Origin of the sequence: Psychrobacter sp. UBA6739 (assembly GCF_002453835.1) — a bacterium.
Lineage (GTDB): Bacteria > Pseudomonadota > Gammaproteobacteria > Pseudomonadales > Moraxellaceae > Psychrobacter > Psychrobacter immobilis_A.
In genome coordinates, this window is the sequence record NZ_DKHR01000061.1 from 38,575 (window position 1) to 62,117 (window position 23,543).

The window sequence follows — 23,543 nt, forward strand, 5'->3', positions numbered from 1 at the left end:
AATAGTTTCAAGATGAGCAAATTTAGCAACCATATTAAACTTATAAAACGGAATTTATATAGTGAAAGCGCTATAGTCGATTCAATTTAAAAGTAGTACAAGGCAACCGAGTGTAGATGTCTATTTAATACTTCAAACGAGATTAACGCAGTAATACTTTTATAGTGGAATGACTATAGTAAAAAATAACAGGGAGCGCGACCATGGCTAGTGAAAAGAGTCACACGGATGAACAAACACATTTTAGAACCTGCAATTTATGCGAAGCAATGTGCGGTATTGAAATAAAGCACGATGGAGCAAAGGTATTATCGATTAAAGGCGATAAAGATGATCCATTTTCTAAAGGGTATATTTGTCCAAAAGCGACTGCTTTGCAAGACTTGCATGAAGACAGTGATCGCCTGAGTCATCCCGTTGAGAGAACCGCTAACGGTTGGAAAGAGATTGGCTGGGCTGAAGCTCTCGATAAGGTTGCCGCCGGTATTCAGTCGGTACAGAAAAAACATGGTCAAAACGCTTTCGGTATTTATCTAGGCAATCCTAATGTCCATAATTTGGGCGGCATGTTAACTATTAAGCATCTATTAACCAGTATCAAGACGCGCAGTCGCTTTTCTGCGACTTCCATCGACCAGTTGCCGCATCACATTGTTAGCATGCATCTGTTCGGGCATATGCTGCGCATCCCTGTGCCTGACGTCAATCGTACTCAATATATGCTCATCATTGGTGGCAATCCGCTAGCGTCTAACGGCAGTATTATGACCGCACCAAATATGCGTCAAAAACTAAAAGATATCAAAGCGCGTGATGGTAAAGTGGTAGTCATTGATCCAAGACGCACCGAAACGGCAGATATTGCTAGCGAGCATCATTTTATCCGCCCAGCGACCGATGTTTTGCTCTTGCTTGCCATGCTCAATGAAATTTATCTCCAAGGATATGCGGATAAGCCACATGCTAAAAATAGTAGAGCGGCGGCGCTCGTGCCAGAGATTGCACGCATTGCAGACTTTGCAAAAGACTATAGCGCCGAGTCCGTTGCTGAGATTACTGGCATTGCGGCAAAAGAGATTAAACGACTGGTCAAAGAGTTTTGTGAAGCCGAAAGCTCGGTCTGTTATGGGCGCATGGGCGTCTCGGTGCAAGAGTTTGGCTTACTGAGTCAATATCTAATCATGCTGATTAATATTGTCACAGGTCGTTTGGATGAAGTGGGTGGTCTGATGTTCCCCAATCCTGCGGTCGACGTGGTCAATAACTCAGGCCCAGGTTATTTAGGTAAGCGCCATAGCCGCGTGAGTAACTTGCCTGATTTTAATGGCGATTATCCCGTCGTGGCAATGGCGGATGAGATGTTGGTAGAAGGGGCGGGGCAGTTAAAAGGCTTTATGACTGTCGCGGGCAACCCTGTACTCAGCACGCCAAATGGTGAAAAGTTAGATACGGCTTTTGCCAACTTAGACTTTATGGTCGCTATTGACTACTTTGTCACAGAAACCAGCCGTCATGCGCATATCATTTTGCCACCGGTATCGCCGCTAGAGCGCGATCATTATGACGTCACCTTTAACAATTTTGCCGTCCATAACGTTGCCAAATATTCAGAGGCATTGTTTGCTAAGCAAAGAAGCGCCAAGCATGACTGGCAAATTTACTTAGAGCTGGCGAAACGCTTGGATAAAAAAGCTGGACTTGCAACCAAAGTCGAACGCCTAATAATAAAAGTTTTGGGTCCGAAATTTGTGCTTAATCAAGGTCTAAAACGTGGGCCTTATAAGGGTCTCAATCTAAAGCAATTGAAGAAAAATCCGCATGGAATTGATTTGGGATCGCTCAAAACCATGCTGCCACAAGCGTTAAAACACAAAGACAAGCAGATTCATCTTAATGTTGATTTTTATCGAGCAGATTTAGAGCGGGTGCAGGAGATGATGCAGGACTATGATGACAAGCAAATTCTATTGATTGATTGGTCGTCGTCATGTCCGCAGTAATAATTCGTGGCTACACAACAGCTATCGTTTGGTAAAAGGTAAGCCGCGCTGTACTTTGATGTTACATCCTGAAACAGCGAAAGAGTACGGTATTGAGGATGGTCAAAACGTAAAAGTCACGTCGCGTGTGGGTAGTGTGACGATCGTAGCAGAAGTGACGGATGAGCTGATGCCAAATGTCGTGAGTATCCCCCATGGTTGGGGTCACGGCCGTAAAGGGGTAAAACAAAAAATCGCTCAAGCGCATGCGGGCGTCAGTGTCAATGATTTGACAGACGATACCTTAATTGATCAGCTAAGTGGCAATGCGGCAGTCAATGGTGTACCAGTACAATTGGAAGCGATTGAGCCAGAAGCGACTGATTTGGCGACGGCTGATTCTGATGTTAATTCTGAAGTTAATGCCGATATTAAATCAGAGAGCGCTGCATAAAATAGTTCTAGAATAAAAGTCTTTCATATAAAGAAAAAAGGCGCTGACTTATATTGGTAGCGCCTTTTTTATATTTCCTATTCTTACGTTTCTTATTTTTATGATCCTAAGCCAACAAAATCAAAATCGACTGGCGGTGTCTCACCTTGTATTAATAAGCTGATCGCCTGCGCCGAACCGCAAGCATGCGTCCAGCCAAGCGTACCATGACCTGTATTGAGCCATAAATTATCAAAACCAGCATCCACATTATGACTGCCATGACGGACTTGACCTCTGTGCGCGCGCCCAATTAACGGCACATTTGATGGGGTCATTGGACGTAGCCCTGTCCAATATTGCACAGAATTGGCGATGATACCTTTGGGAAATAACTGCTGCACACGGCGGGTAATGGCTGCACAGCGGGTGCTATTTAAATCCAAATTGTAGCCGTTAAATTCTGCTGTTCCAGCGACGCGTAGCTTGTCGCCAAGGCGTGATGTCACCAGCTTAAACTCATCATCAATGAGACTGACAAAGGGTGCCAGATGCGGGGCGCGAGGGTTGATTTGATAAGTGGCCGAGTAGCCTTTAGCAGGGAAAATAGGTAGATGAATATGCAGCGGTTTCATGAGCGATACGCTATAGCTGCCCAATGCCAGTACATGGCTGTCTGCACTAAAGGTTTGCGCGTTTTCTCCCTTAGGTTGAATGGTAATACTATGCACATGCGGGCGCGCAGAATAGTCGTCAGTGTTTAACGCCAGAATCTCGGTATCGTATAAAAACTTAACGCCAGCCTCGATGCAGCGCTCGGCTAAGCGTTGGGTAAATAAATGGGCATTACCCGATTCATCACGGCTGGTATAAGTCGCACCTTTTAGCTTATGAGCAATAGGGTAAAGCGCAGGCTCTAAGTTAACGGCATTATTGATATCGATGACATGACGCTCACAGCCTAACTCTTGCATGCGCTCCGTTGGCGCAATGGCGGCATCAAATTCCGCTTGATTGGTATAAAAATGCATAATACCGCGCGTTTGCTGCTCGTAATCAATATCAATATCAGCACGCAGCTGTTGTAGTGCATCTCGTGAATACAAGCCTAAACGTACCATTTGTACCAGATTGGCATCGGCTCTATCTGCACGGCATTCTTGCAAAAACTGCATCGCCCACTTAAGCTGCGCCTTATCAGCACGCAAGCGATACAGCAGCGGTGCATCCTCGCGAAACAGCCATTTAAGCGCTTTCATAGGAGCCGCAGGATTGGCCCAAGGGGTTGCGTGCGAGACAGATATTTGACCACCATTGGCAAATGAGGTCTGCATACCGGCAGCTGGCTCACGCTCAATGACGGTCACATCGTAGCCTGCTTGGCGAAGATACCATGCGGTGGTCACGCCCACCACACCCGCTCCGAGTACCGCAATATGGGTCATAGATTACTCTGCTGCTTTTTTAGTAAAAATGTTTTGACGAGTGCTGCTTATTACGCGTCACTCATCATATCGCACTATTTTTGGCGCGCAACATCGGCTTGCAGCGCTTGCGGTAAGTCTAATATAGTAAGCTCACTATCGGCTAAATGCTCTGGACGGGCAACGACCAATGCTTTAAAACCATTACCATTAATAGTGTCATCGGCAATCGCATTAACCACCTGAATTTTTTCTAGCTTGTCACCGGCTGCTGGCACGTCACCTGCGCCGCTGACATAATGTAAAAACGCTTTTGGCGCTGCCTTAAAATAAATACGGGCAATCACTTCTTGACCAAGATAGCAGCCTTTATCATAGTCCATACCGCCGCGCTGATGCAGACGCAGCTCTTGTGGCTGAAACAGACCTTGGGTTGCAGCAACTATCCAATAGTTGCCAATGGCAAGACTCTCTTGCATCCACGCTTGGGTATCGGTTGGCTTATTGTGGTCTTCTTGATGGCTAAAGGTTGGCACGTCATCAAGCACGCAAGGATAAATGGGCGCGGGCGCACTGGTGTCAAATTTTGAAAAGGCACCGAACTTTTTTAAATGGGCTTGAAAAGCCTCAGCGCAATCGGCACTGATAACCACATCATAATGCTTTTCAGCTTGTTTTTTTATCCATAAACCAAAATCAATGCGACCTTTTAAATTGCTAAGCGCCGTTGCTTGATAACTGAGTCCGAGCTTGGTGACATCAGAGGTTAGCTGACCCTGCAAGAATTTTTCTGCATCTTCACCTTGAATCGTTAGTTGAACAAATTGTGGCAATGTTGATGAGAGGGTCGATACGTTTGATTGAGTCATTATTATTATCCTATTCATAAGTCGCTATCGTTATCAGTAGCCATAGCCTCAGATATTGTGGTGAATACTGAGTTGTTAAAGTAATTGCTAAAGTAAATATTGAGGTTTTTACCATCTAAAGATATATGGCCATCAAACCAAATTTAGTTAAAGCAGAGTACCACAAAACACTGTGTGATAAAAAACGTCCGCTGTAAGACATGAGCGAATCTATCAATTAGTCACAGCACCGCATTTACGAGCGAAGCGATTGGTTAAAGCTGGCGAGTTACGGTACAATGTTAGCTCTAGAATACACCCAATTTATCACGGCTGACGAGGAAATTATGAGCTTACCCAATTGCCCAAAATGCGATGCTGAATATACGTACGAAGATGGTGCGTTACTGGTATGTCCCATGTGTGCTCATGAATGGACTGCGGCTGAAACCGATGCGGCACAAGCTGAAGAGCAAGACGCGGTCATTCGTGATGCGGTCGGTAATGAGCTGCAAGATGGCGATACCGTCACCGTGATTAAAGACTTAAAAGTCAAAGGTTCATCGATTGTTATTAAAGTCGGTACTAAAGCAAAAGGTATTCGCCTGCTGCCCGATGCCTCTGATGGTCATGATATTGACTGTAAACTTGATGGTTTTGGCCCAATGAAGCTTAAATCATCTGTTGTTAAAAAAGCATAAATTATTAAATGTGCTTTAAAAATCTGCTAAGCATTAACAACAAGCCGCAAAGTTATTTTTAATAAAATAAGACAGAACCAATATTAAAGAAATAATAAGTAGAGAATAATGATGAGCACTAAAAACGAACAGCTATTTGCGCAAGCCCGAAAACATATTCCTGGCGGCGTAAACTCGCCAGTCCGTGCCTTTGCTGGTGTCGGTGGCACGCCTATTTTTATGCACCGTGCTAACGGCAGCAAAATTTATGATACCGAAGACAATGCTTATATCGATTATGTCGGCTCTTGGGGTCCAATGATTTTGGGTCATGCGCACCCTAAAGTGATTGATGCGGTCAAAAAAGCAGCGGATGATGGTTTAAGTTTTGGTACGCCAACGCCGTTTGAAACGACTGTTGCCGATAAAATTTGCGAAATTGTCCCAAGCGTTGAGATGATTCGTATGACCAGCTCCGGTACAGAAGCGACCATGAGTGCAATTCGTCTGGCTCGTGGCTATACCCAGCGTGACAAAATCGTTAAGTTTGAAGGCTGCTATCATGGGCATTCAGACAGCTTATTGGTAAAAGCAGGTTCGGGCATGCTAGATATTGGCGAGCCAACATCAAAAGGTGTGCCAGCTGATTTTGCTAAGCACACCATTACGATTCCTTATAATGACCCACAAGCGATTAAAGATTGCTTTGAGAAATGGGGCGAAGAAGTCGCTTGCGTGATCTTAGAACCGATCGCTGGCAACATGAATATGGTCATTCCGACCCAAGAATTCCATGATACCTTGCGTGCAGAATGTACTGCCAACGGTTCAGTGCTGATCTTTGATGAAGTGATGACGGGCTTCCGTGTCGGACTGGGCGGCGCACAAGCATACTTCGGTATTGATCCTGATTTGACCTGCTTTGGTAAAATCATCGGTGCAGGTTTGCCAGTTGGTGCTTTCGGTGGTAAAAAAGAAGTGATGTCTTGCATTGCGCCACTCGGCGGCGTCTACCAAGCCGGCACATTGTCAGGTAATCCACTGGCAATGCGTGCGGGTATCGCGATGTTTGAAGACTTAACCGTAGATGGCTTTTATGCTGAGTTAGCAGCGAAAGTTGATCGTCTAGTAGGCGGTTTTCAAGCGGCAGCTGACAAACATGGCATCAACATGCGTACCAATAAATTGGGCGGTATGTTTGGCATGTTCTTTGTTAAAGACAATGAAACTGACACGCCAAAGAACTTCGATGACGTGACAGAGTGTGATATGACGGTGTTTAATACGTTCTTCCATGGCATGTTGGATCGCGGTATTTATCTGGCACCGTCTGCTTATGAAGCAGGCTTTATGTCAATTAAACACAGCAATGAAGATATTGATGCGTCGATTAAAGCCGCTGACGAAATTTTTGCAGAAATGGCAAAAGCGTAACTGTTTGTTCAGGACCTTGTTTATTTAAGACCTTGTTTATTTAAGATCTGTTTAAAATGTATGTACTTACAAGAACCAGTATGAGAGATCATGCTGGTTTTTTTGTGCCCAATATTTATCCTTTTCTGATTTTCACTATGAAAGATAAAGATTTTCTGACGATGATTGCATAAACTAAAAAACTAGGACGAAGACAATTCCTTCTTTGGGTGATTGCAAAATAAACAATAAATTATGCTATTCTGAGATGAATCAAGACAATTGAGCAAGGACGCCAACTGATGACTACAAGCATTAATGATATGCCTAGCAGTAATACGCCACCGTTATGGCAAGCCTCATATGAGAAATATGGAATAAGAAATAATTTAGATGTATTAGAGAACAAGCACAACCTGCTAGATTTATTGCAACCCAAAATAGATCAGCATAGTGATTCTGTGGCTTTTAGTATGGGGCCCGCCACCCTTACCTTTGCACAATTGGATATTGCCAGCCGCCGCTTTGCTGCTTTTTTGCAATCACAAGGAATGAGCAAAGGCGACCGTGTTGCTGTGCAATTACCCAATATATTGCAGTATGCCGTGGTGTTACTTGGTTGTCTGCGAGCAGGCGCGGTATTGGTGAATGTCAATCCGATGTATACCCATTATGAATTGGCACATCAGCTGACGGATGCTCAAGCTAGTGTGCTGATTGTCCTCGATGGTATGACCTCTGCTTACGATCAGTTAGATGATGCAGTCAAAGCGCAACTTTCATTCGTCGTACATTGTTCCGTCAATCCGAGTGCTGCACCTGCTGATAACGATATTGCTTTGCTTACCCAACTTGAACCGTCAGCCGATACTACTCGTCAATTCAATCAAACCAATCAAACCACAGCCGATAATGCTGCAAAAAATATCTCAGAGCAGAATATAAGCTTTGCCCATATTATGAGTGCATACCACGCTGAGCAATATCAGCCTGTTACTATCGAGCGTGAAGATTTAGCTTTACTGCAATATACGGGTGGCACGACCGGCAAGCCAAAAGGCGCGATGCTCACGCATTACAATGTCATGGCCAATGTCTGTCAGTGTTATGCGATGTTTGGTCATGCGATTGAAGCGGGTCGTAGCGAGCAGATTAAAATACTCAATCCGTTGCCGCTCTATCATATCTTCTCATTTACCGTTTGCGGCTTACTAGGTATTTATGGCGGCTGGGAAGACATACTGGTCACCAATCCGCGTGATATCGATGGACTAGTCAATACCATCGAGCAGCACCGTCCGCATGTCATTCCTTCGGTGAATACCTTATTTATTGGTATGCTGCATCATCCAAAGTTTGCCAACCTTGATTTTAGTCGCTTGGCACTATCTATCGGTGGCGGCACCGCAATTATAAAAGCCGTATCTGATCAGTGGCAACAAGTCACTGGTATGATTATCAATGAAGGTTACGGCATGTCCGAAACTGCACCAGTTATCTCTTTTAATCCACCTGGTATAGATCATTTTAATGGTAGCGTTGGTCTGCCACTTGCGATGATGGATATTAAAATCATTGATGAACAGGGTGCAACTTGTGCAATAGGTACACGGGGCGAGGTTTGTATTAAAGGCCCGCAGGTCATGCGTGGTTATTGGCAACGAGACAATGCAGATACTTTTACAAAGGATGGCTACTTTAAATCAGGTGATATTGGTGTGCTAGATGAACATGGATTTTTGACGCTGGTGGATCGCAAAAAAGACATAATATTGGTTTCAGGATTTAACGTCTATCCAAACGAAGTGGAAGCGGCATTGACAGAGCATCCGAAAGTACTTGAAGTCGCGGTGGTTGGTATTGCAGATGCGCACAGCGGCGAGGTACCCAAAGCGTTTGTGGTTAAAAAGGATTTGAGCGTAACGGTAGAAGAGCTACAAAGCTTCGCAATCGAGCGTTTAACAGGTTATAAACGCCCGCAGTCATACGAGTTTATCGATGAATTGCCCAAAACTGCGGTAGGCAAAATATTACGTAAGTCTTTACGTTAGTTGAGCTAGGGGCGAGTTATCATCGTCCGATTTTATCAAATTTACGGTCTTTTAAGCTGAGTCTACCGCGTAGGACATCACTGTACATACGAAAGTCGCTAGCAAAGCTTTTTAGAGGGAATTTGAACGAGGCAGGTTCGTTTTTTTCAAAGAAAAAATGACCGACCCAAGCGCAAGCATATCCAGCAGCGATGCCTGTAAGTAATGGTTTTGGTGAAGCGGTTTTGACCGACTTTGCGAGTCCCAATAAGCCAAAGCTACTACCAGCAAAATGTAAGCGGCGGCAAGCCATGTTTTGATGTTCAGCTAAATAGAAATCATAAAATTTCTGCTTTGTTGGGCTGACGGTTGTCATCATGTTTTTTTTAGCATTGCTGACCGCTTGAGCATCGGCGTTTTTGGTAGTGTTTTGTGTGGTCGTTTGATTCATTTGTTTAGCTTCCTTGCTAATCGTTTCTTGAGTATAGATATTAGGGAGAGTAATTAGGGGGCTTTCCGTTTTACTAAAACGGCTAGGCGCTCATTAAGTAACTGTTATTTATTATAATATTGGTCGTTTTTAATGTAGCAAAACGCTATCCTTAACACAAGCAATGGATGTTTATGGCGCATTCGTTATTTTGTGAATGATGCGCTTGCTGCTTAATTAGCATTTGGGTCACTTGCCAGTGTTTGGCATAAATGCTTTAATGGCGAAAATTGCGTCAAACACGTGAGCATCTTTGTATAGATGGCACTATTTGGTGCAGCTACGATGTTTATATGACTCAATCGTCTGATTTTTAGCCCATATCCTCTCCCTTTTATCCAACACGGTAACGATTCCTCTTATGCCTATTGACTACCTTACAAATCCGCCGCTTGCTGATGATGAAATGATGGCAGCCATTGATATCGGTTCCAATAGTTTTCATCTGGCCATTGCGCGTCTTGACCATGGTGAGGTGCGAAAAGTCGTTTCTATGTCTGAAAAAGTCCAGCTTGCCGCAGGCTTGGACGAGAATAATATCTTAAGTGCGGCAGCTGCACAGCGAGGTCTCGACTGTTTGAGCCGATTTGTGGCGCGTTTGGATTCGGTACCACCCGAACGCATTCGCGTGGTTGCGACCAATGCTTTACGCCAAGCCAAAAATGCCAATGACTTTATTGCCCGTGCCAATAAAATATTGCCGAAACCCATTGAGATTATCGCGGGACGAGAAGAGGCGCGCTTGATTTATTTGGGCGTCTCACACACCAATGCCAGTAGTGATAAGCGTTTGGTCATCGATATTGGTGGCGGTTCGACAGAGTTTATCATTGGTCAAGAGTTCGATCCGCTATTGACCGAGAGTTTGCAGATGGGCTGTGTCGCCTTTACCCAGAAGTACTTTGCCGATGGTCAAATCACGAAAGAAGCCTTTAATAATGCGATATCAGCCGCTCGCAAAGAAGTGTTAGCGATTCAGGGTCGTTATCAAAAATTGGGCTGGAGTAGTGTGGTTGGCTCGAGTGGGACGATTAAAGCGGTACGTAATGTGCTGGTATCTAAGGGCTGGGCTGATGAGCAAGAGCGCATCACTTATAAAGGTGTCAAAAAGTTAGAGAAGCTATTGCTTAAAATTGGCAACGTCGATGACATCGATTTAGAAGGCGTTAAGGAACATCGCAAAGCCGTCTTCCCAGCAGGCGTTGCGGTACTGCGTGCGGTCATGAAAGTGCTGGGTGTCGATACCATTACTTACTCAGATGGTGCACTACGTGAAGGTGTGATGTACGACATGCTTGGACGCTTTGCTAGCGAAGATGTTCGTGACCGCAGTGTGCTGGCGCTGATTAAGCGTTATTCAGGGGACAAAAAACAAGCCAAACAAGTGGTGAAAACCAGTCGTCATTTATTTGAGCAAGTGAAGGAGAAGCTCGCCCTTACCAATGATGATTGTGATTTACTCAGACGTGCGGCTTTCTTGCATGAGATAGGATTGGCAATCAGTCATAGTAGTTATCATAAGCACAGCGCGTATTTGCTTGAGTATTCTGATATTCCAGGATTCTCACAAGTCGATCAAAAGCGCATGGCACAGCTGATGCTCAATCATCGTCGTAAGCTCAAGGCTGATATGTTAGAGCAGACCTGTAATGTTGGTGGTAATCAGCTCGTTTATCTTTGCCTGTTGCTACGTTTGGCTGTACTGGCGCATCACAGCCGCAGCGATTATGAATTACCAGAATTACAGTTACAAGCCATGGACGATCATTGCTGGCAAATCACCGTTGCCAATAGCAGTGAGCATTACGCTTTCTTATTGCCGGATCTGCATACTGAGATTGAGCAGTTTGCCAAATGGGGCGTGACGCTGAGCGTGGTTGAGGGCTAGACAGCCCTGCTTTGCACTGACGATCAACATGATGCCGTTACTATTGTAATGAGTATGCTATAGATTAACGTAACAAAAGCGGCTTTGTCAGTAATGTCATGCCATTTAAGATGTGCTACTATAGCCTCTATTGAGTTTACAACTGTACTTTCATTATCTAAAAATCGATAACGATATTATTCTTAAACATAAATACATTAAGTATAATTATTAAAGGGAAGCGTCTATGAGCACTGTCTGGGATAGTGTGCAGCTTGCACGGCACGCCAAGCGTCCATTATTTATGGACTATGTTAATCAGTTGTTTACCGAATTCGATGAGCTGCACGGTGACCGTGCTTTTGCCGATGACAAAGCCATTCTTGGTGGTCTGGCGCGTTTTGATGATCAGCCTGTGATGGTAATTGGTCAACATCGCGGTCGCAGTACCCGTGAGCGTATTGCCCATAACTTTGGCATGGCCAATCCTGAAGGCTACCGCAAAGTGATTCGTTTGGTCAAAATGGCTGAGCGCTTTAATATCCCTGTGATGACCTTTGTCGATACTCAAGGCGCTTATCCGGGTATTGGCGCGGAAGAACGCGGACAAGCGCAAGCCATTGCAGAAAGTATCGCCGTTTTTTCTAGCCTAAAAGTGCCTATTATCGTGACTATCATCGGTGAAGGCGGCTCAGGTGGGGCGTTGGCAATTGGTGTTGGTGACAAAGTCAATATGCTACAAAATAGTATTTATTCGGTTATCTCTCCGGAAGGCTGTGCCTCTATCCTGTGGAAAACAGCTGAAAAAGCACAAGACGCTAGTGAAGCCTTGAAATTAAATGCGATTAATTTATATCAAATGGGGCTGATTGATGCCGTCATTGAAGAAGGTGAAGGCGCACATATCAAGCCGCAACCAGTCATGTTCGCCTTGAAAGCACTTATTGCTGAGCAGTTAGATGAGATTAAAGATTTAGACGCACACGCGCGTTGTGAGCTACGTTATGAGAAGCTGAAAACCTTTAACTCAGAAGTGATGTTGCCTGCTTAATTGGTCGCTATGACATCTCTGTTACTAAGCTTCTATTCATGGACACAAAGCTTTTCATATTAGAGACTGAGTCTTAATGCTAAAATAAAAACGTGTCATTTTATGGCGCGTTTTTTTGTGGCTGTTAATATAGGTGCTAACTGACGCTGTAACTGATGTAGTAGCTGACGTATAAGCTGATTCATTTATATGTCAATTCATGTATGCATGCTAAATAAATAAGGCTGATTATGACCAGCAGTGCAATCCTCTCGCATCCTATGAAGCCAATCGCAGACTTGCCTGTCGATGCCGATCTGGCACAAGCATTATTGAGCAGTATGGCTGAATATGGTGAACAGCTGCACGGTCGACGGCTTTGGCTGGCGTGTAGTGGTGGTCGTGATTCATTAGCATTGGCTGCGCTGTGTGTGCAGCTCTATCGCCAAGGTAAGTTGCCATTTTTGCCGCAATTGCTGCATGTCAATCATGGTTTGCAAGCAGATAGTGACACTTGGGCGACACATGTTGCTAACTGGGCAGCAGTGCAGCAGATACCGTGTCGGATTTTACGTGCGCAAGTGAATGGTCATGATGAGCAAGCCGCAAGGCAGGCTCGTTATGATGTCATGCGAGCGCAACTCAATCAAGATGATGTATTGCTCTTAGCGCATCATGCCGATGATCAAGCAGAGACGGTGCTGATGCGGCTGATACAAGGCGCTGGGGTGAATGGTCTGTCGGGTATGCAGCCGTGGCGTATCCAAACGCAAGGCACACAGCGTATGGCATTATGGCGACCTTGGCTGACGGTCAAACGCGCCAATATCAGCAATTATGCTCAGCGCCTAAAGCTCCCTTATATCGATGACCCAACCAATGATGCTGGTGATAATGTACGTAGTGGGCTACGCCTCGACATCATGCCAGTATTGGCAACCTATAATTCCAATGTCATTGACAATATCGCCCGTAGCGCACAGCTATTGCGTGATGCCCAATTAATAATCAATGCACAAGCGGCAGAAGATTTACAGCAGATAGAGGTAGCATCATTACAGCTATCGTCTGCCCAGCGTGTGCTAAATATAGACAAGCTACAAGCATTACCCATTTATCGTCAGCGGCAACTATTGCATCATTGGCTCGGTCAAGATGAACCGTTACCGCCTGCTAAGCAGCTGGTCGATGATGTATTTATGCTAAGCCAACGTGAAGATCCTGATCACCAAACGGCGCTTTTTTGGCAAGCTCGCAAGCAGTCCTATACGATTTGCCGCTACCGTCAGCAGCTTTATCGTCTCAGCAGCGATTGGTTGACATGGCTTGAGTTGCCGCTTACCAAACAGATTCAACCCTTATCTGATTTTGTTGTGGCTGATGCTGATTCAGAGGCTGCCCAGTCTGTATCAGTTACCTTACGCAGGGATAGTAAATTTACTTGGCAAGCACAAATGATGCCAAATGCCTTGGCAGAGCTATTAGACAGCGACCAAGATGGTGATGAGAAGTTTGAGATTACCTTCGCACCATTAGGTCGTCAGCAGCGTGTGCAAACTGCCTTGGCATCACGTCCACAAGCGGGCAAGAAGCTATATCAAACGCTTGGTGTACCTGTATGGTTGCGCGAGAGTTTGGTGGTGGTCAGTGCCGTTGCCGTATCCGTACAGCAGGATAAAGAGTGGCCATTATTACTGGTATCACCTTTTGAGAGCTGGATACTAGGGACGAGTAGGTCGCTAATAGACACGATAGACAATACTGGTGTTTTAGACAGTGCTATTAGAGGGAATGTTATTAGAAATAGTGCTATTAAAAACAATGTTATTAGAAACAGTCTAAGCATCAATAACGCTTTTTAATATTTGTAACCTAAATATTTTAGGAGGTTTAGGTTATCTAGGGCTAGGGCATTAGGTCAACAAGTTTTCTAACCATTTTGATATCTATTATTGGCATGCTTTTGTAGCATTCTTCACTCTTTTCGCCATTAGCTACAAAGCCAAATTTTTGATAGAAATCAATAGCAGCCACATTATTTTCTAATACCCATAAATAAAAATGGGCATGGATATGAGATTCTAAGAGGGCTTGTAATGATGCTGTCATTAATTGAGTGCCTATACCCAATCCTTGATAGTCGGGCAAAACATACAACGTGGTAATTTCATAATTTTTATTATTAATGAAGTAGCCAATAAACCCCAAATTATTATTATGAACATCATATGCTATCCAGACAATAACATCAGGATGCGCTATTAACTCCTGCCACATTTTTGTTTTATTACATAAGTTGTTTTTATCATTGATGTAGGACGCTGGTAGCAAATCTAAATAGGCGGCATGCCAACTTTTGAAGTGAATGTTAGCAATGTTTGCATAATCCTTTGGGTTAGCTTTACGAATGAAAAACATATTACTCTCCGTCACTGATTTTATATAATGCCCTTGTTAATTTAACCGTTTGGTTGAGCAATAGTCCATGGCAATTCAGTGGTTCGATGAAGCTTACAACCGGGTTAGATGCCGTCAATTTATCAAACGATGCCAGTAGCAGTATGGTAAACTGAGTGTCATTTTACCTATCATTATGTTAGTTTGAGTACCTTTGGATTTTTGAATAGGAGACATGTATGTCAGTATTAGATAATAAGAAAATCAGCTTTATCGGTGGCGGAAATATGGCGCAGGCTTTGATTAGCGGGCTTGTTAGCTGCGGTGTCAAACCGAGTTTAATTACCGTTGCTGATCCTAGCAGTGAAGCGCGCGCGCAATTGGCTGCTAAAGGACTGAATACGGTTGATCCAACTGCTGATGCAAAAGCTGCCATTATCGATGCTGACATTGTGGTGCTGGCGGTCAAGCCGCAAGTGATGAAAGCGGTAGTCAGTAGCTTTGCGGATGTCTTAGACAAGCAGTTGGTAATTTCAGTGGCAGCAGGTTTGTCGACTGAGCTTTTATCTGACATGTTGGGTGGCTATGACAATATCGTCCGTGCGATGCCAAATACCCCTGCAATGATTCAAATGGGCGCAACGGGTCTGTACGGTACTGATAATATTTCTGCTGAACAAAAGCAGTTAGCAACGGCGGTGATGGAAGCATCAGGATTGGTCATGTGGGTCGATAATGAAGAACACATGCATGCGGTAACCGCCGTATCAGGATCAGCGCCAGCGTATATGTTTTACTTCATTGAATCCATGATTGACGGGGCAGTGGCTTTAGGTTTGGATAAAGAGCAGGCTTCAGCGCTCGCTATGCAAACCATGCTAGGCGCGGCAAAAATGGCGATGAATAGTGAGGATGCACCTGCCGAATTGCGTCGCAAGGTCACCTCGCCAAATGGGACAACCCAAGCCGCTGTTGAGTCAATGCAAGCCAATGATATCGGTGGTCAAATCGTTGAGGCTATGCAGGCCTGCTATGACCGTAGCCAAGCCTTGAGTGAAGAGATGAGTAAATAATCATCCATATATCAGGCGCGATATTTTCTAAAAGCGCATGACGCGCCTGAGCCGTAATACTAAGCAGCAATATTAAGCACCAATACCAAGTACCAAGCAATGACAGTCGTCATCCCAAAACCTGTTAATAATGTCACATTGAGTAGCACTTCATGAACAACATGTTATTTCAAATCTTTGATTTGGTCACCACCTTCGCCATGATGTTGGTGTTTATTCGCTTTATGCTGCAATTTGCAGGGATGGATGCCAGCAATCCCATGATTGCGCCTGCCTACAAAGCAACGCACATTGTCGACGTGTTTGGGCGTATTTTTCCAACCGTCGGGCAAGGGCGTATCAGTATTGCGGCTATCGTCTTGATGTTTTTGATTCGTTTGATCGATATCTCTGGAAAAGCAGCACTGACCCATAAAGGTATCGCTCCTGTACCGTTATTTTTCACTGGTACTATCAGCTTGGTATTAGACTTTTTACGTATGTGTCGCTATCTCGTCATTGGTTCCATCATTGTCAGCTGGATTGTGGTATTTACCCAATCTCAGCATCCGATTATTGGTATCATTGTTAATTTAGCGGAGCCAATCTTGGCACCATTTCGTCGAATCACGCCAAACTTGGGTATGATTGATTTATCACCAATGGTCGCATTCATTGCTTTTATTTTGCTTGAGATGTTTATTGGTGGCTTTGCCGCGAGCTTCATGCCGATGTTGGGTTGAGCTGGATTAATGAATTAATAATCACTTGAAAGCCGCTATCTAAAATTACCAGTAGCTATCTAAAAAAGGGCGTTCTATGAGATATAGAGCGCCCTTTTTTTATTAATTATTTAGAGGTTATGTTGAAAGTCTATAAAACGATTGGGTATTAATTGGGCTTGCTCATTATTAGGGTGCGGTGCATCAGCGGCTCGCAGCGTCTGGGTAATCCAGCTGTCTGCTGCCTTTACTGCATCGATAAGCGCATCACCCATTGCTAAGCGCCCAGCGATAAAGCTGGCAAGCGAACAGCCAGAGCCATGAAATTCGCCCGTTAAGCGCGGCAAGGTGCTTTTATGTACCATCTCACCCTTTATATACAAATACTGCTCTATATCGCCGCTATCAAAGTCATGTGAGGTCTTTACCAATACGGCATAGGTGCCTTGAGCGCATAATTTTTGCGCGCCAATATGTAAGTCTTGCTCACCGCTTAATGCGCGTAGCTCATGAGTATTCGGTGTGATAAGGGTCGCGTATGGTAACAGCTCTCTAAATGCGCTAACGAGCGTCTTTTCATCGCCCAAACTGCCACCACTATTGGCAACCAATACGGGATCTAATACAAATGGCGTATCAGCGGTGATAAGGTGCTCGGCAAACAATTGAGTCAGCATAGCGATATTATCAGTCGTACCCAACATACCTGACTTAATAGCTGCAACAGGCAAATCATCGAGCACTGCGGTGGCCTGATCCTTTACCAAATTTGCTGCACAAGCTTCAAAACCAAAGACTTGCTGCGAGTTTTGTATGGTAATAGCTGTACAAGCAATGGCAGCATGCGCACCTGCTTGACCGATGGCCTCTATATCCGCTTGTAATCCAGCGCCGCCTGAGGGGTCTAATCCTGAAAAACACAGTACCACTGGTCGCATAAAAATTCCTTTGACATAATCTAAAATGAGTAACAAATACTATAGACACCCACTGCTAAAAAAGCCATAGTAGGTGAGAGATGGTACATAGACAATCCATCCATTAATCAATCAATTAACAACAACCCAGAGCGTGCTGACTAACTTAAACATCGTTTTTACTAGTGTTTATTGATATTTGGGTTGCTCAAGAGGCTATGAAACCATATAAACAAATAAATATGATAAAAACTGCATTAAATTTGTAGACAGTGCTTGCAATTCGTTTTGGCTTTGCTATAATACTCGCCCACGGGATAAGACGTATTATCAGCAATAATACTATTTTTTAGAACTTAAAAAGTCTTACGTCGTTTGGTGAAGTGGGTGAGTGGCTGAAACCAGTTCCCTGCTAAGGAACCATACGTTTGCGCGTATCGAGGGTTCGAATCCCTCCTTCACCTCCATTTATTCGGTTTTTAGTAGAGTAGTGACGCGATATAAAAGCGTTAATAATCTTCTGTTTTATTAAAGCAAAAAATAATTTGATTTTGATAAAAAAAGATGTTGACACAAGCGAAATTATCTATATAATAACCAACCTAATTTGCTGCAATTGTTTCTTAACAACGCAGTAAATGATATGCAAAGTACGCGCTTGTAGCTCAGTTGGATAGAGCACTTGGCTACGAACTAAGGGGTCGGGAGTTCGAATCTCTCCAAGCGCACCATTTGCATCATCACTTCTTTAACCCAGTTAAAGAAAACTTAAAATAATCGCCTGTCTTATGACAACTTGGCGATTTTTTTATGTCTGCAATTTCTGTGTGATAGTCTTATGAGCTGATGAGTCATACGACATGGTTATACCACATTGTTATATGACTTACGGCATCTTAGGATAATGTACGATAAGACAGTGAATTACGGTACAATAGAGCCACTATTCACTGCTTGCTATGAGCTTGTACCATGTCAAAAAGTTTACCTAAACGACCTACCAAATCTGCTGCTAAAACTAAAGCCTCAGCACACCATGCCTCTGACGTTGAAGAGCTGACGATTGCCAAAGCTGGTACCCGTATGGCAGCGATTCTTTATGATGGCATGTTGATTTTAGCGTTGTTGTTTTTGGTCGGTACCCTGCTAACCGTGATTGGTACATTGCTGACCATGAATACCGGTACAGACTCTTCTCAAGCGCAGTCGCTGCCAACGTGGTATCAAAACGTGATTATGACGCCGTCTTTTATACTGACGTTAGTGGGATTCTATGGGATATTTTGGCGTCGTGGTGGACAGACACTAGGTATGCAGACTTGGCGGTTAAAGACGGTCAATAGCAATGGTCATTTGCTAACGTGGGGACAGTCATTTAAGCGGATTTTAGCGGCCAGTATTATGCCACTTATATTTGGTATCATTGGTAGTGTCATCGATGGCTCGCGTGCTGTTTTATTGACCAGTGCCTTTTTGGGCTTTGTCTTTAACTATGCTTTTTGCCTCTTTAACCCACGTGGTATCGCAGTGCAAGATATGCTATCGAATACCATCACCTTAAAAATGCCAAAAACGGAGAATGAAGGACTATGGCGGGTGATTAGAAATCGCAAGCAAGGAAAATAAACCACATTATCATCGCCATAGTCTGTTCATACATTTTAAGGTCTGTTAATACACTTTAAGCGTTACAGGTTGACGGTTTGTATCAGCCATAAAGTATAGCCGACAAAGAATAAGACCAAAGTCGACCCAGAAGTGCGACCGAATGGACGCTTACTCATAAAGGCAAACCCGCACAATACCAAGAGTAACAAGGTGACCAATCCCATCGCCACTATATCGCGCGATAAGATGATTGGACTGACTGTGATTGGCGCTATAAGCGCTGCGAGACCAACGACGCCCAAGGTGTTAAATATATTAGAGCCAATAATATTACCCAGTGCCATGTCGTGTTCGCCTTTACGGGCGGCTGATAAGCTCGATACCAGCTCAGGTAACGAGGTCCCCACAGCTACAATCGTCAACCCAATCACTAGTTCGCTCACGCCCCAAAGCGTTGCCAATTCTACCGCACCCCAAACTATAGCTCGCGAGCTAATGACCAGTAAAAGCATGCCGATAACTAAGCTGATGAGTCCCCGTGTTAGGGTTTGCTCGATATGTTCAGCATCGATGCTTTCTGCTATGGGTTCTCCTTCGTGCTCATGGTTGCCTTCACGTAAGCTTAGTACAATCTGAATGCCTAAAGTCACGACCAGCAGCGCTATCAACACAATACCATCTGCTTGGTCTAATTGCCCATCACGCAGCTGCCATGCGGCGACCATAGTAATCAATACCAATAGAGGTAAATCACGCTTGATAATGCCCTTACGAATGATAATAGGGCTAATCAATACGGTTGCACCCAATACCAGCGCAATATTGATGATGTTTGAGCCATAAGCGTTGCCTAATGCCAAATCAGGGCTGCCTTCTAGTGCCGCCAATACTGACACGACCATCTCAGGGGCGGATGTACCCACACCCAAAATCAACACACCGATTAAGAAACTAGGGACGTTGAATTTTTTTGCTAAGGCAGTGGCGCCATCAACAAAAAGGTCTGCACTCCAAACAAGAATAGCTAGTCCGATCAATACTGCAATAACTGCCAACCACATCAGTCTGTTTCCTTATTAGTGTTAATACCAAACCTAAAAATACGCTTAGCCGTGTCAAACTCATTTAGCTTAAAAACATAGCGCTGACATTTATTTTTCTGACGACTTCATCTTTTAAGAGTGGTATAAAATGTGAATTTGCCATATAAAAATGGCATAAAAAAAAGCTGAATCAGAATGGAGATTCAGCTCTCATATTAGCATAGCGGTTTTGGTTGGATAATAAGAATAACTTCAACAGCTTAGTCGATTATTTATCCTTGCTTTATCCAAAAACCTTCGGTGTTCCGGTGCTTTAAGCCACTTGTACCGGAATGATGTTTGCTGTGTCTTTTACGGTGTTGTCTTCGTTGCAATACACCAGTTTTGGCTGGTAGGTTGCCGCTTCTACTTCATCAAAATGAGCATAGGCACAGATGATAACGATATCGCCTAAATCTGCCATGTGAGCCGCCGCACCATTTAGCGAGATGATACCAGAACCCGATTCAGCGCGGATAGCGTAGGTGCGAAAGCGCTTGCCATTGGTCACATTGTAGATATCGATAGACTCATTTTCGCGCAGACCAGCAAGATCCAATAAATCACCATCGATACCGCATGAGCCTTCGTAATGAAGTTCGGCATGGGTGACGCGAGCACGGTGTAATTTGCATTTAAGCATATTAAGTAGCATAGGTTGCTTCCTTAGCGTAACTGAGATTAATGATTCAAATCAAAAGGTTAATGGGGGATAACTTGCTAAAATAAAAGGCTATTATAGTTAAAGCATGATTTTATTCTGGCAGTTTGAAGCCATTAATTTGTGAACGTGCTTTTTCAATATCGCCATTTAGTAATAATGGTAGCGCTTCAAATGCTGCTGTCAGAGCGCTATCAATGGCAATCTGTTCATCGGGCGCAGCTTTTGAGAGTACATGACCACTAACTTTAGACTTATGACCAGGATGACCAATACCAATACGCAAACGATGGAAGTCGTTGCCGATATGAGGGGTGATATCACGCAGACCATTATGACCGCCATGACCACCATTCGTCTTAAGTTTGATACTGCCAGCTGGAATATCGAGCTCATCATGAGCAATCAGTAACTCATCATTTTCAATGCCATAAAATTTCACCATCGGCACCACTGACTGACCAGACTTATTCATAAAGGTGAGCGGCATCAATAGACGTACGTCATGCCCATGAATCTGCCCACGTCCTGTTACTCCATGAAACTTTTTATCATGAGAGAGGGTAATGTTGAACTGCTGAGCCAAGTGATGGACAAACCAAAACCCTGCATTATGACGTGTAAACATATACTGCTGACCAGGATTACCAAGACCGACAATAAGCTTTATGGCCATAAAAACACCCTGCTTAAATTGAATAAATGGGGCATAAGGTTTGCGATTATGCTATTTATTCATAGCATATCTGTTATTTTTCAAACCTTACTTACAAAAACAGCAGGAGATATTTATCACCTGCTGTTTTTTGACTAAACAAACCTTGTATTACATAGCAGACGCTAGGTTGCGTGCTCTATGTAACCGTGGTTTATTATTCGCCGTCTTTGTCTTCAGTGCCTTGCTCAGTAGCAGGTACGTCAGCAGCATCAACTTCTTCAGCGTCTGCGTCAACTTCTTCAACCGTTGGTGGCTGCATGTTAACGATAGTACGGTCGTGAGCATCTTCCATGTCAAGATCAAAGATGATAACGCCTTCAGGTAGTTTGATGTCTGATAGACGGAATAGATCACCGATTTCCATGCCTGATACGTCAATTTCTAGGTATTCAGGTAATTGTGATGGTAGGCAAACGATTTCGATATCAGATACTAGCGTTGATAGAACACCACCAGCTTTAGTACCAGGCGCTTCTTCACGACCAGCAAAATGCACAGGAACGTTCATGTTGATTTTCTGACCTTTCACAACGCGCTGGAAATCAGCATGCATTGGGAAGCCTTTAGCTGGATGGCGTTGCAAGTCTTTGATAACCGCTTGATGCTCTACGCCATCAACATTGATTGTCAAAATGTGTGAGAAGAACGCTTCGAATTCAAGTGACTTTACTAGCTCGTTGATCTTGATAGAGATAGACGTTGGCTCTTCGTTACCACCATAGATGATAGCAGGAACTAGATTCTGCTTACGTAGGCGGCGGCTCGCACCTTTACCTTGTTGCTCAGCAGAACGATCAACAGCGTTTAGTTCAAAATGATTAATGCTCATGGATATAATCCTATAAAAAGAATGATGAAGTGTCTGGTCATAAAAAAGTGGATTTGCGACCAATCCACTAATACGTGATGATAGCTAACATTTATGATTGCTAATAAAATTCACAATTGCTAAATGTAGCCATTTGCTCATCATAACGATTTTTTTGGATAGTCATTATCATGACAATCGTTACTTTTGGGCATGATCAGCACTTTTGAGAATGCCAACCTAATTAAATCGAACAAATGGTTGGCACAGGCGCGCATTATACGTGATTTTGTAGTAATAATAAAGACCTACGCAAAATGACTGTGCAACACCAATAGGCAAAAAAAGCGTCAAGTAAAGATACTTGACGCTTTTTTTTAAACTTAAGCAGTGTTTTATAACGAGCATTGCCAACAGAAAGTAGAGAGAGTGCTCATTAAAAATCTAAGCGTCAAACATGGCGCTGATAGATTCTTCGTTATTGATACGGCGTAAGCTTTCAGCAAGCATCGGTGCGATACTCACTTGGCGGATTTTGCTGCAGGCTTTTGCCGCTTCAGACAATGGAATCGTATCAGTAACAACGACTTCGTCTAGCGCAGATTCGCTAATATTTTGTAACGCGTTGCCTGATAGGACAGGGTGCGTAATATAAGCCAATACGCGACGTGCACCGTTTGCTTTTAATGCTTCAGCTGCTTTACATAGCGTACCCGCAGTATCAACCATGTCATCAACGATGACGCAATCACGATCACGAACATCGCCGATGATGTGCATGACTTGCGATTCATTGGCACGGGCACGGCGTTTATCGATAATCGCCATGTCAGTATCGCCCAACTGTTTAGCCATAGCGCGCGCACGCACCACACCGCCCACATCAGGTGAAACAACCATGATGTTGTCGTAATCTTGTTTTTGTAGGTCGTTAAGCAATACAGGCGTGCCGTAGATATTGTCTACAGGAATGTCAAAGAAGCCTTGAATCTGATCTGAGTGCAAATCAACCGTCATCACGCGATCGATACTGACGATGTTTAGCATGTCAGCGACGACTTTAGCAGAGATAGGTACACGAGCTGAACGAGGGCGACGGTCTTGACGGGCATAACCGAAGTAGGGCATGACTGCTGTGATGCGACCCGCACTAGAGCGACGCAAAGCGTCCGCCATCATCATGATTTCCATCAAATTGTCATTGGTTGGTGCACAAGTTGGCTGCATGATAAACACGTCTTTACCGCGCACGTGTTCTTTGATTTCTACGGCGATTTCGCCATCAGAAAAACGCGTGATGTCAGCTTTACCAAGAGGTATATGGAGATGATCGGCTACGGTTTTTGCTAATTCAGGGTGGGCATTACCCGTAAAAATCGCCAAA

General features: G+C 44.0%; 21 protein-coding genes and 2 tRNA genes. 13 read left to right on the plus strand and 10 right to left on the minus strand.

Annotated elements, in window-relative coordinates; translation table 11 throughout:
• Window positions 1–203: 203 nt before the first annotated feature.
• Window positions 204–2,000: a molybdopterin-dependent oxidoreductase gene (locus B2575_RS13240; RefSeq protein WP_296242614.1), complete on the plus strand. Its 1,797-nt coding sequence runs from the start codon at window positions 204–206 to the stop codon at window positions 1,998–2,000.
• Entirely contained in the window at window positions 1,972–2,433 is a 462-nt protein-coding gene (locus tag B2575_RS13245) for a molybdopterin dinucleotide binding domain-containing protein (protein WP_296242616.1), read from the plus strand. Before B2575_RS13240 ends, B2575_RS13245 begins: the two co-directional genes overlap by 29 nt.
• A 98-nt stretch (window positions 2,434–2,531) precedes the next feature.
• On the opposite strand, the gene B2575_RS13250 is transcribed toward B2575_RS13245, so the two are convergent.
• Window positions 2,532–3,857 (minus strand): D-amino acid dehydrogenase, encoded by a 1,326-nt coding sequence (locus tag B2575_RS13250; RefSeq protein WP_296242619.1) that lies wholly within the window; start codon window positions 3,855–3,857, stop codon window positions 2,532–2,534.
• A gap of 74 nt (window positions 3,858–3,931) precedes the next feature.
• Complete coding sequence (locus tag B2575_RS13255; RefSeq protein ID WP_109590736.1) at window positions 3,932–4,705, minus strand: YgfZ/GcvT domain-containing protein; 774 nt, start codon at window positions 4,703–4,705, stop codon at window positions 3,932–3,934.
• 326 nt (window positions 4,706–5,031) lie between these two features.
• Here B2575_RS13255 and B2575_RS13260 point away from each other — a divergent pair, with 326 nt between their 5' ends.
• The 3 genes from B2575_RS13260 to B2575_RS13270 all read left to right on the plus strand — a co-directional run bounded on the left by B2575_RS13260 (window position 5,032) and on the right by B2575_RS13270 (window position 8,828).
• Entirely contained in the window at window positions 5,032–5,385 is a 354-nt protein-coding gene (locus B2575_RS13260; RefSeq protein ID WP_055123598.1) for a zinc ribbon domain-containing protein YjdM, read from the plus strand.
• Window positions 5,386–5,496: 111 nt separating this feature from the next.
• Window positions 5,497–6,798 (plus strand): glutamate-1-semialdehyde 2,1-aminomutase, encoded by a 1,302-nt coding sequence (gene hemL, locus B2575_RS13265; protein WP_201554985.1) that lies wholly within the window; start codon window positions 5,497–5,499, stop codon window positions 6,796–6,798.
• Between the two features lie 281 nt (window positions 6,799–7,079).
• Window positions 7,080–8,828, plus strand: coding sequence for an AMP-binding protein (locus B2575_RS13270; protein WP_296242623.1), 1,749 nt, complete (start codon window positions 7,080–7,082; stop codon window positions 8,826–8,828).
• A 19-nt stretch (window positions 8,829–8,847) separates the two neighbouring features.
• Here the strand turns inward: B2575_RS13270 and B2575_RS13275 are convergent, their stop codons facing one another.
• On the minus strand, window positions 8,848–9,186 hold the full coding sequence (locus B2575_RS13275) for a DUF962 domain-containing protein (protein ID WP_296242659.1): 339 nt from the start codon (window positions 9,184–9,186) through the stop codon (window positions 8,848–8,850).
• Between the two features lie 472 nt (window positions 9,187–9,658).
• Between B2575_RS13275 and ppx the strand changes: the two genes are divergently transcribed.
• From ppx to tilS, 3 genes are all read left to right on the plus strand, one after another.
• A complete protein-coding gene (gene ppx, locus B2575_RS13280) occupies window positions 9,659–11,185 on the plus strand; it encodes an exopolyphosphatase (protein ID WP_201552480.1) in 1,527 nt (508 codons plus the stop codon).
• Window positions 11,186–11,411: 226 nt separating this feature from the next.
• Window positions 11,412–12,215 carry an acetyl-CoA carboxylase carboxyltransferase subunit alpha gene (locus B2575_RS13285; RefSeq protein ID WP_296242627.1) on the plus strand — a complete coding sequence of 268 codons (804 nt, stop codon included), beginning with the start codon at window positions 11,412–11,414 and terminating at the stop codon, window positions 12,213–12,215.
• Window positions 12,216–12,445: 230 nt separating this feature from the next.
• Entirely contained in the window at window positions 12,446–14,056 is a 1,611-nt protein-coding gene (tilS, locus tag B2575_RS13290; RefSeq protein ID WP_201552490.1) for a tRNA lysidine(34) synthetase TilS, read from the plus strand.
• A 43-nt stretch (window positions 14,057–14,099) separates the two neighbouring features.
• Here the strand turns inward: tilS and B2575_RS13295 are convergent, their stop codons facing one another.
• Window positions 14,100–14,612: a GNAT family N-acetyltransferase gene (locus B2575_RS13295; protein ID WP_201552492.1), complete on the minus strand. Its 513-nt coding sequence runs from the start codon at window positions 14,610–14,612 to the stop codon at window positions 14,100–14,102.
• A gap of 218 nt (window positions 14,613–14,830) precedes the next feature.
• On the opposite strand from B2575_RS13295, the gene proC reads away from it, so the two are divergent.
• Both proC and B2575_RS13305 read left to right on the plus strand, forming a co-directional pair.
• The gene (gene proC / locus B2575_RS13300) at window positions 14,831–15,664 is read left to right on the plus strand and encodes a pyrroline-5-carboxylate reductase (protein ID WP_198332257.1); all 834 of its coding nucleotides are present in this window, start codon (window positions 14,831–14,833) and stop codon (window positions 15,662–15,664) included.
• Window positions 15,665–15,816: 152 nt separating this feature from the next.
• Entirely contained in the window at window positions 15,817–16,386 is a 570-nt protein-coding gene (locus tag B2575_RS13305; protein ID WP_060490268.1) for a YggT family protein, read from the plus strand.
• A 110-nt stretch (window positions 16,387–16,496) separates the two neighbouring features.
• Here the strand turns inward: B2575_RS13305 and B2575_RS13310 are convergent, their stop codons facing one another.
• Window positions 16,497–17,303, minus strand: a complete 807-nt coding sequence (locus B2575_RS13310; protein ID WP_296242630.1) for a hydroxymethylpyrimidine/phosphomethylpyrimidine kinase — start codon at window positions 17,301–17,303, stop codon at window positions 16,497–16,499.
• 356 nt (window positions 17,304–17,659) lie between these two features.
• Here B2575_RS13310 and B2575_RS13315 point away from each other — a divergent pair.
• The 3 genes from B2575_RS13315 to B2575_RS13325 all read left to right on the plus strand — a co-directional run bounded on the left by B2575_RS13315 (window position 17,660) and on the right by B2575_RS13325 (window position 18,908).
• A tRNA-Ser gene (locus B2575_RS13315) sits at window positions 17,660–17,749 on the plus strand.
• 187 nt (window positions 17,750–17,936) lie between these two features.
• A tRNA-Arg gene (locus B2575_RS13320) sits at window positions 17,937–18,013 on the plus strand.
• Between the two features lie 241 nt (window positions 18,014–18,254).
• The gene (locus B2575_RS13325) at window positions 18,255–18,908 is read left to right on the plus strand and encodes an RDD family protein (protein WP_296242632.1); all 654 of its coding nucleotides are present in this window, start codon (window positions 18,255–18,257) and stop codon (window positions 18,906–18,908) included.
• A 62-nt stretch (window positions 18,909–18,970) separates the two neighbouring features.
• Here the strand turns inward: B2575_RS13325 and B2575_RS13330 are convergent, their stop codons facing one another.
• The 5 genes from B2575_RS13330 to B2575_RS13350 form a co-directional block, all read right to left on the minus strand.
• On the minus strand, window positions 18,971–19,951 hold the full coding sequence (locus tag B2575_RS13330; protein WP_296242634.1) for a calcium/sodium antiporter: 981 nt from the start codon (window positions 19,949–19,951) through the stop codon (window positions 18,971–18,973).
• 295 nt (window positions 19,952–20,246) lie between these two features.
• A complete protein-coding gene (gene panD / locus B2575_RS13335) occupies window positions 20,247–20,627 on the minus strand; it encodes an aspartate 1-decarboxylase (protein WP_296242635.1) in 381 nt (126 codons plus the stop codon).
• A 100-nt stretch (window positions 20,628–20,727) separates the two neighbouring features.
• On the minus strand, window positions 20,728–21,309 hold the full coding sequence (gene pth / locus B2575_RS13340) for an aminoacyl-tRNA hydrolase (protein WP_198330760.1): 582 nt from the start codon (window positions 21,307–21,309) through the stop codon (window positions 20,728–20,730).
• Between the two features lie 196 nt (window positions 21,310–21,505).
• Window positions 21,506–22,180, minus strand: coding sequence for a 50S ribosomal protein L25/general stress protein Ctc (locus B2575_RS13345; RefSeq protein ID WP_045443278.1), 675 nt, complete (start codon window positions 22,178–22,180; stop codon window positions 21,506–21,508).
• Between the two features lie 423 nt (window positions 22,181–22,603).
• Window positions 22,604–23,542, minus strand: a complete 939-nt coding sequence (locus tag B2575_RS13350; protein ID WP_296242637.1) for a ribose-phosphate pyrophosphokinase — start codon at window positions 23,540–23,542, stop codon at window positions 22,604–22,606.
• Window position 23,543 lies beyond the last annotated feature (1 nt).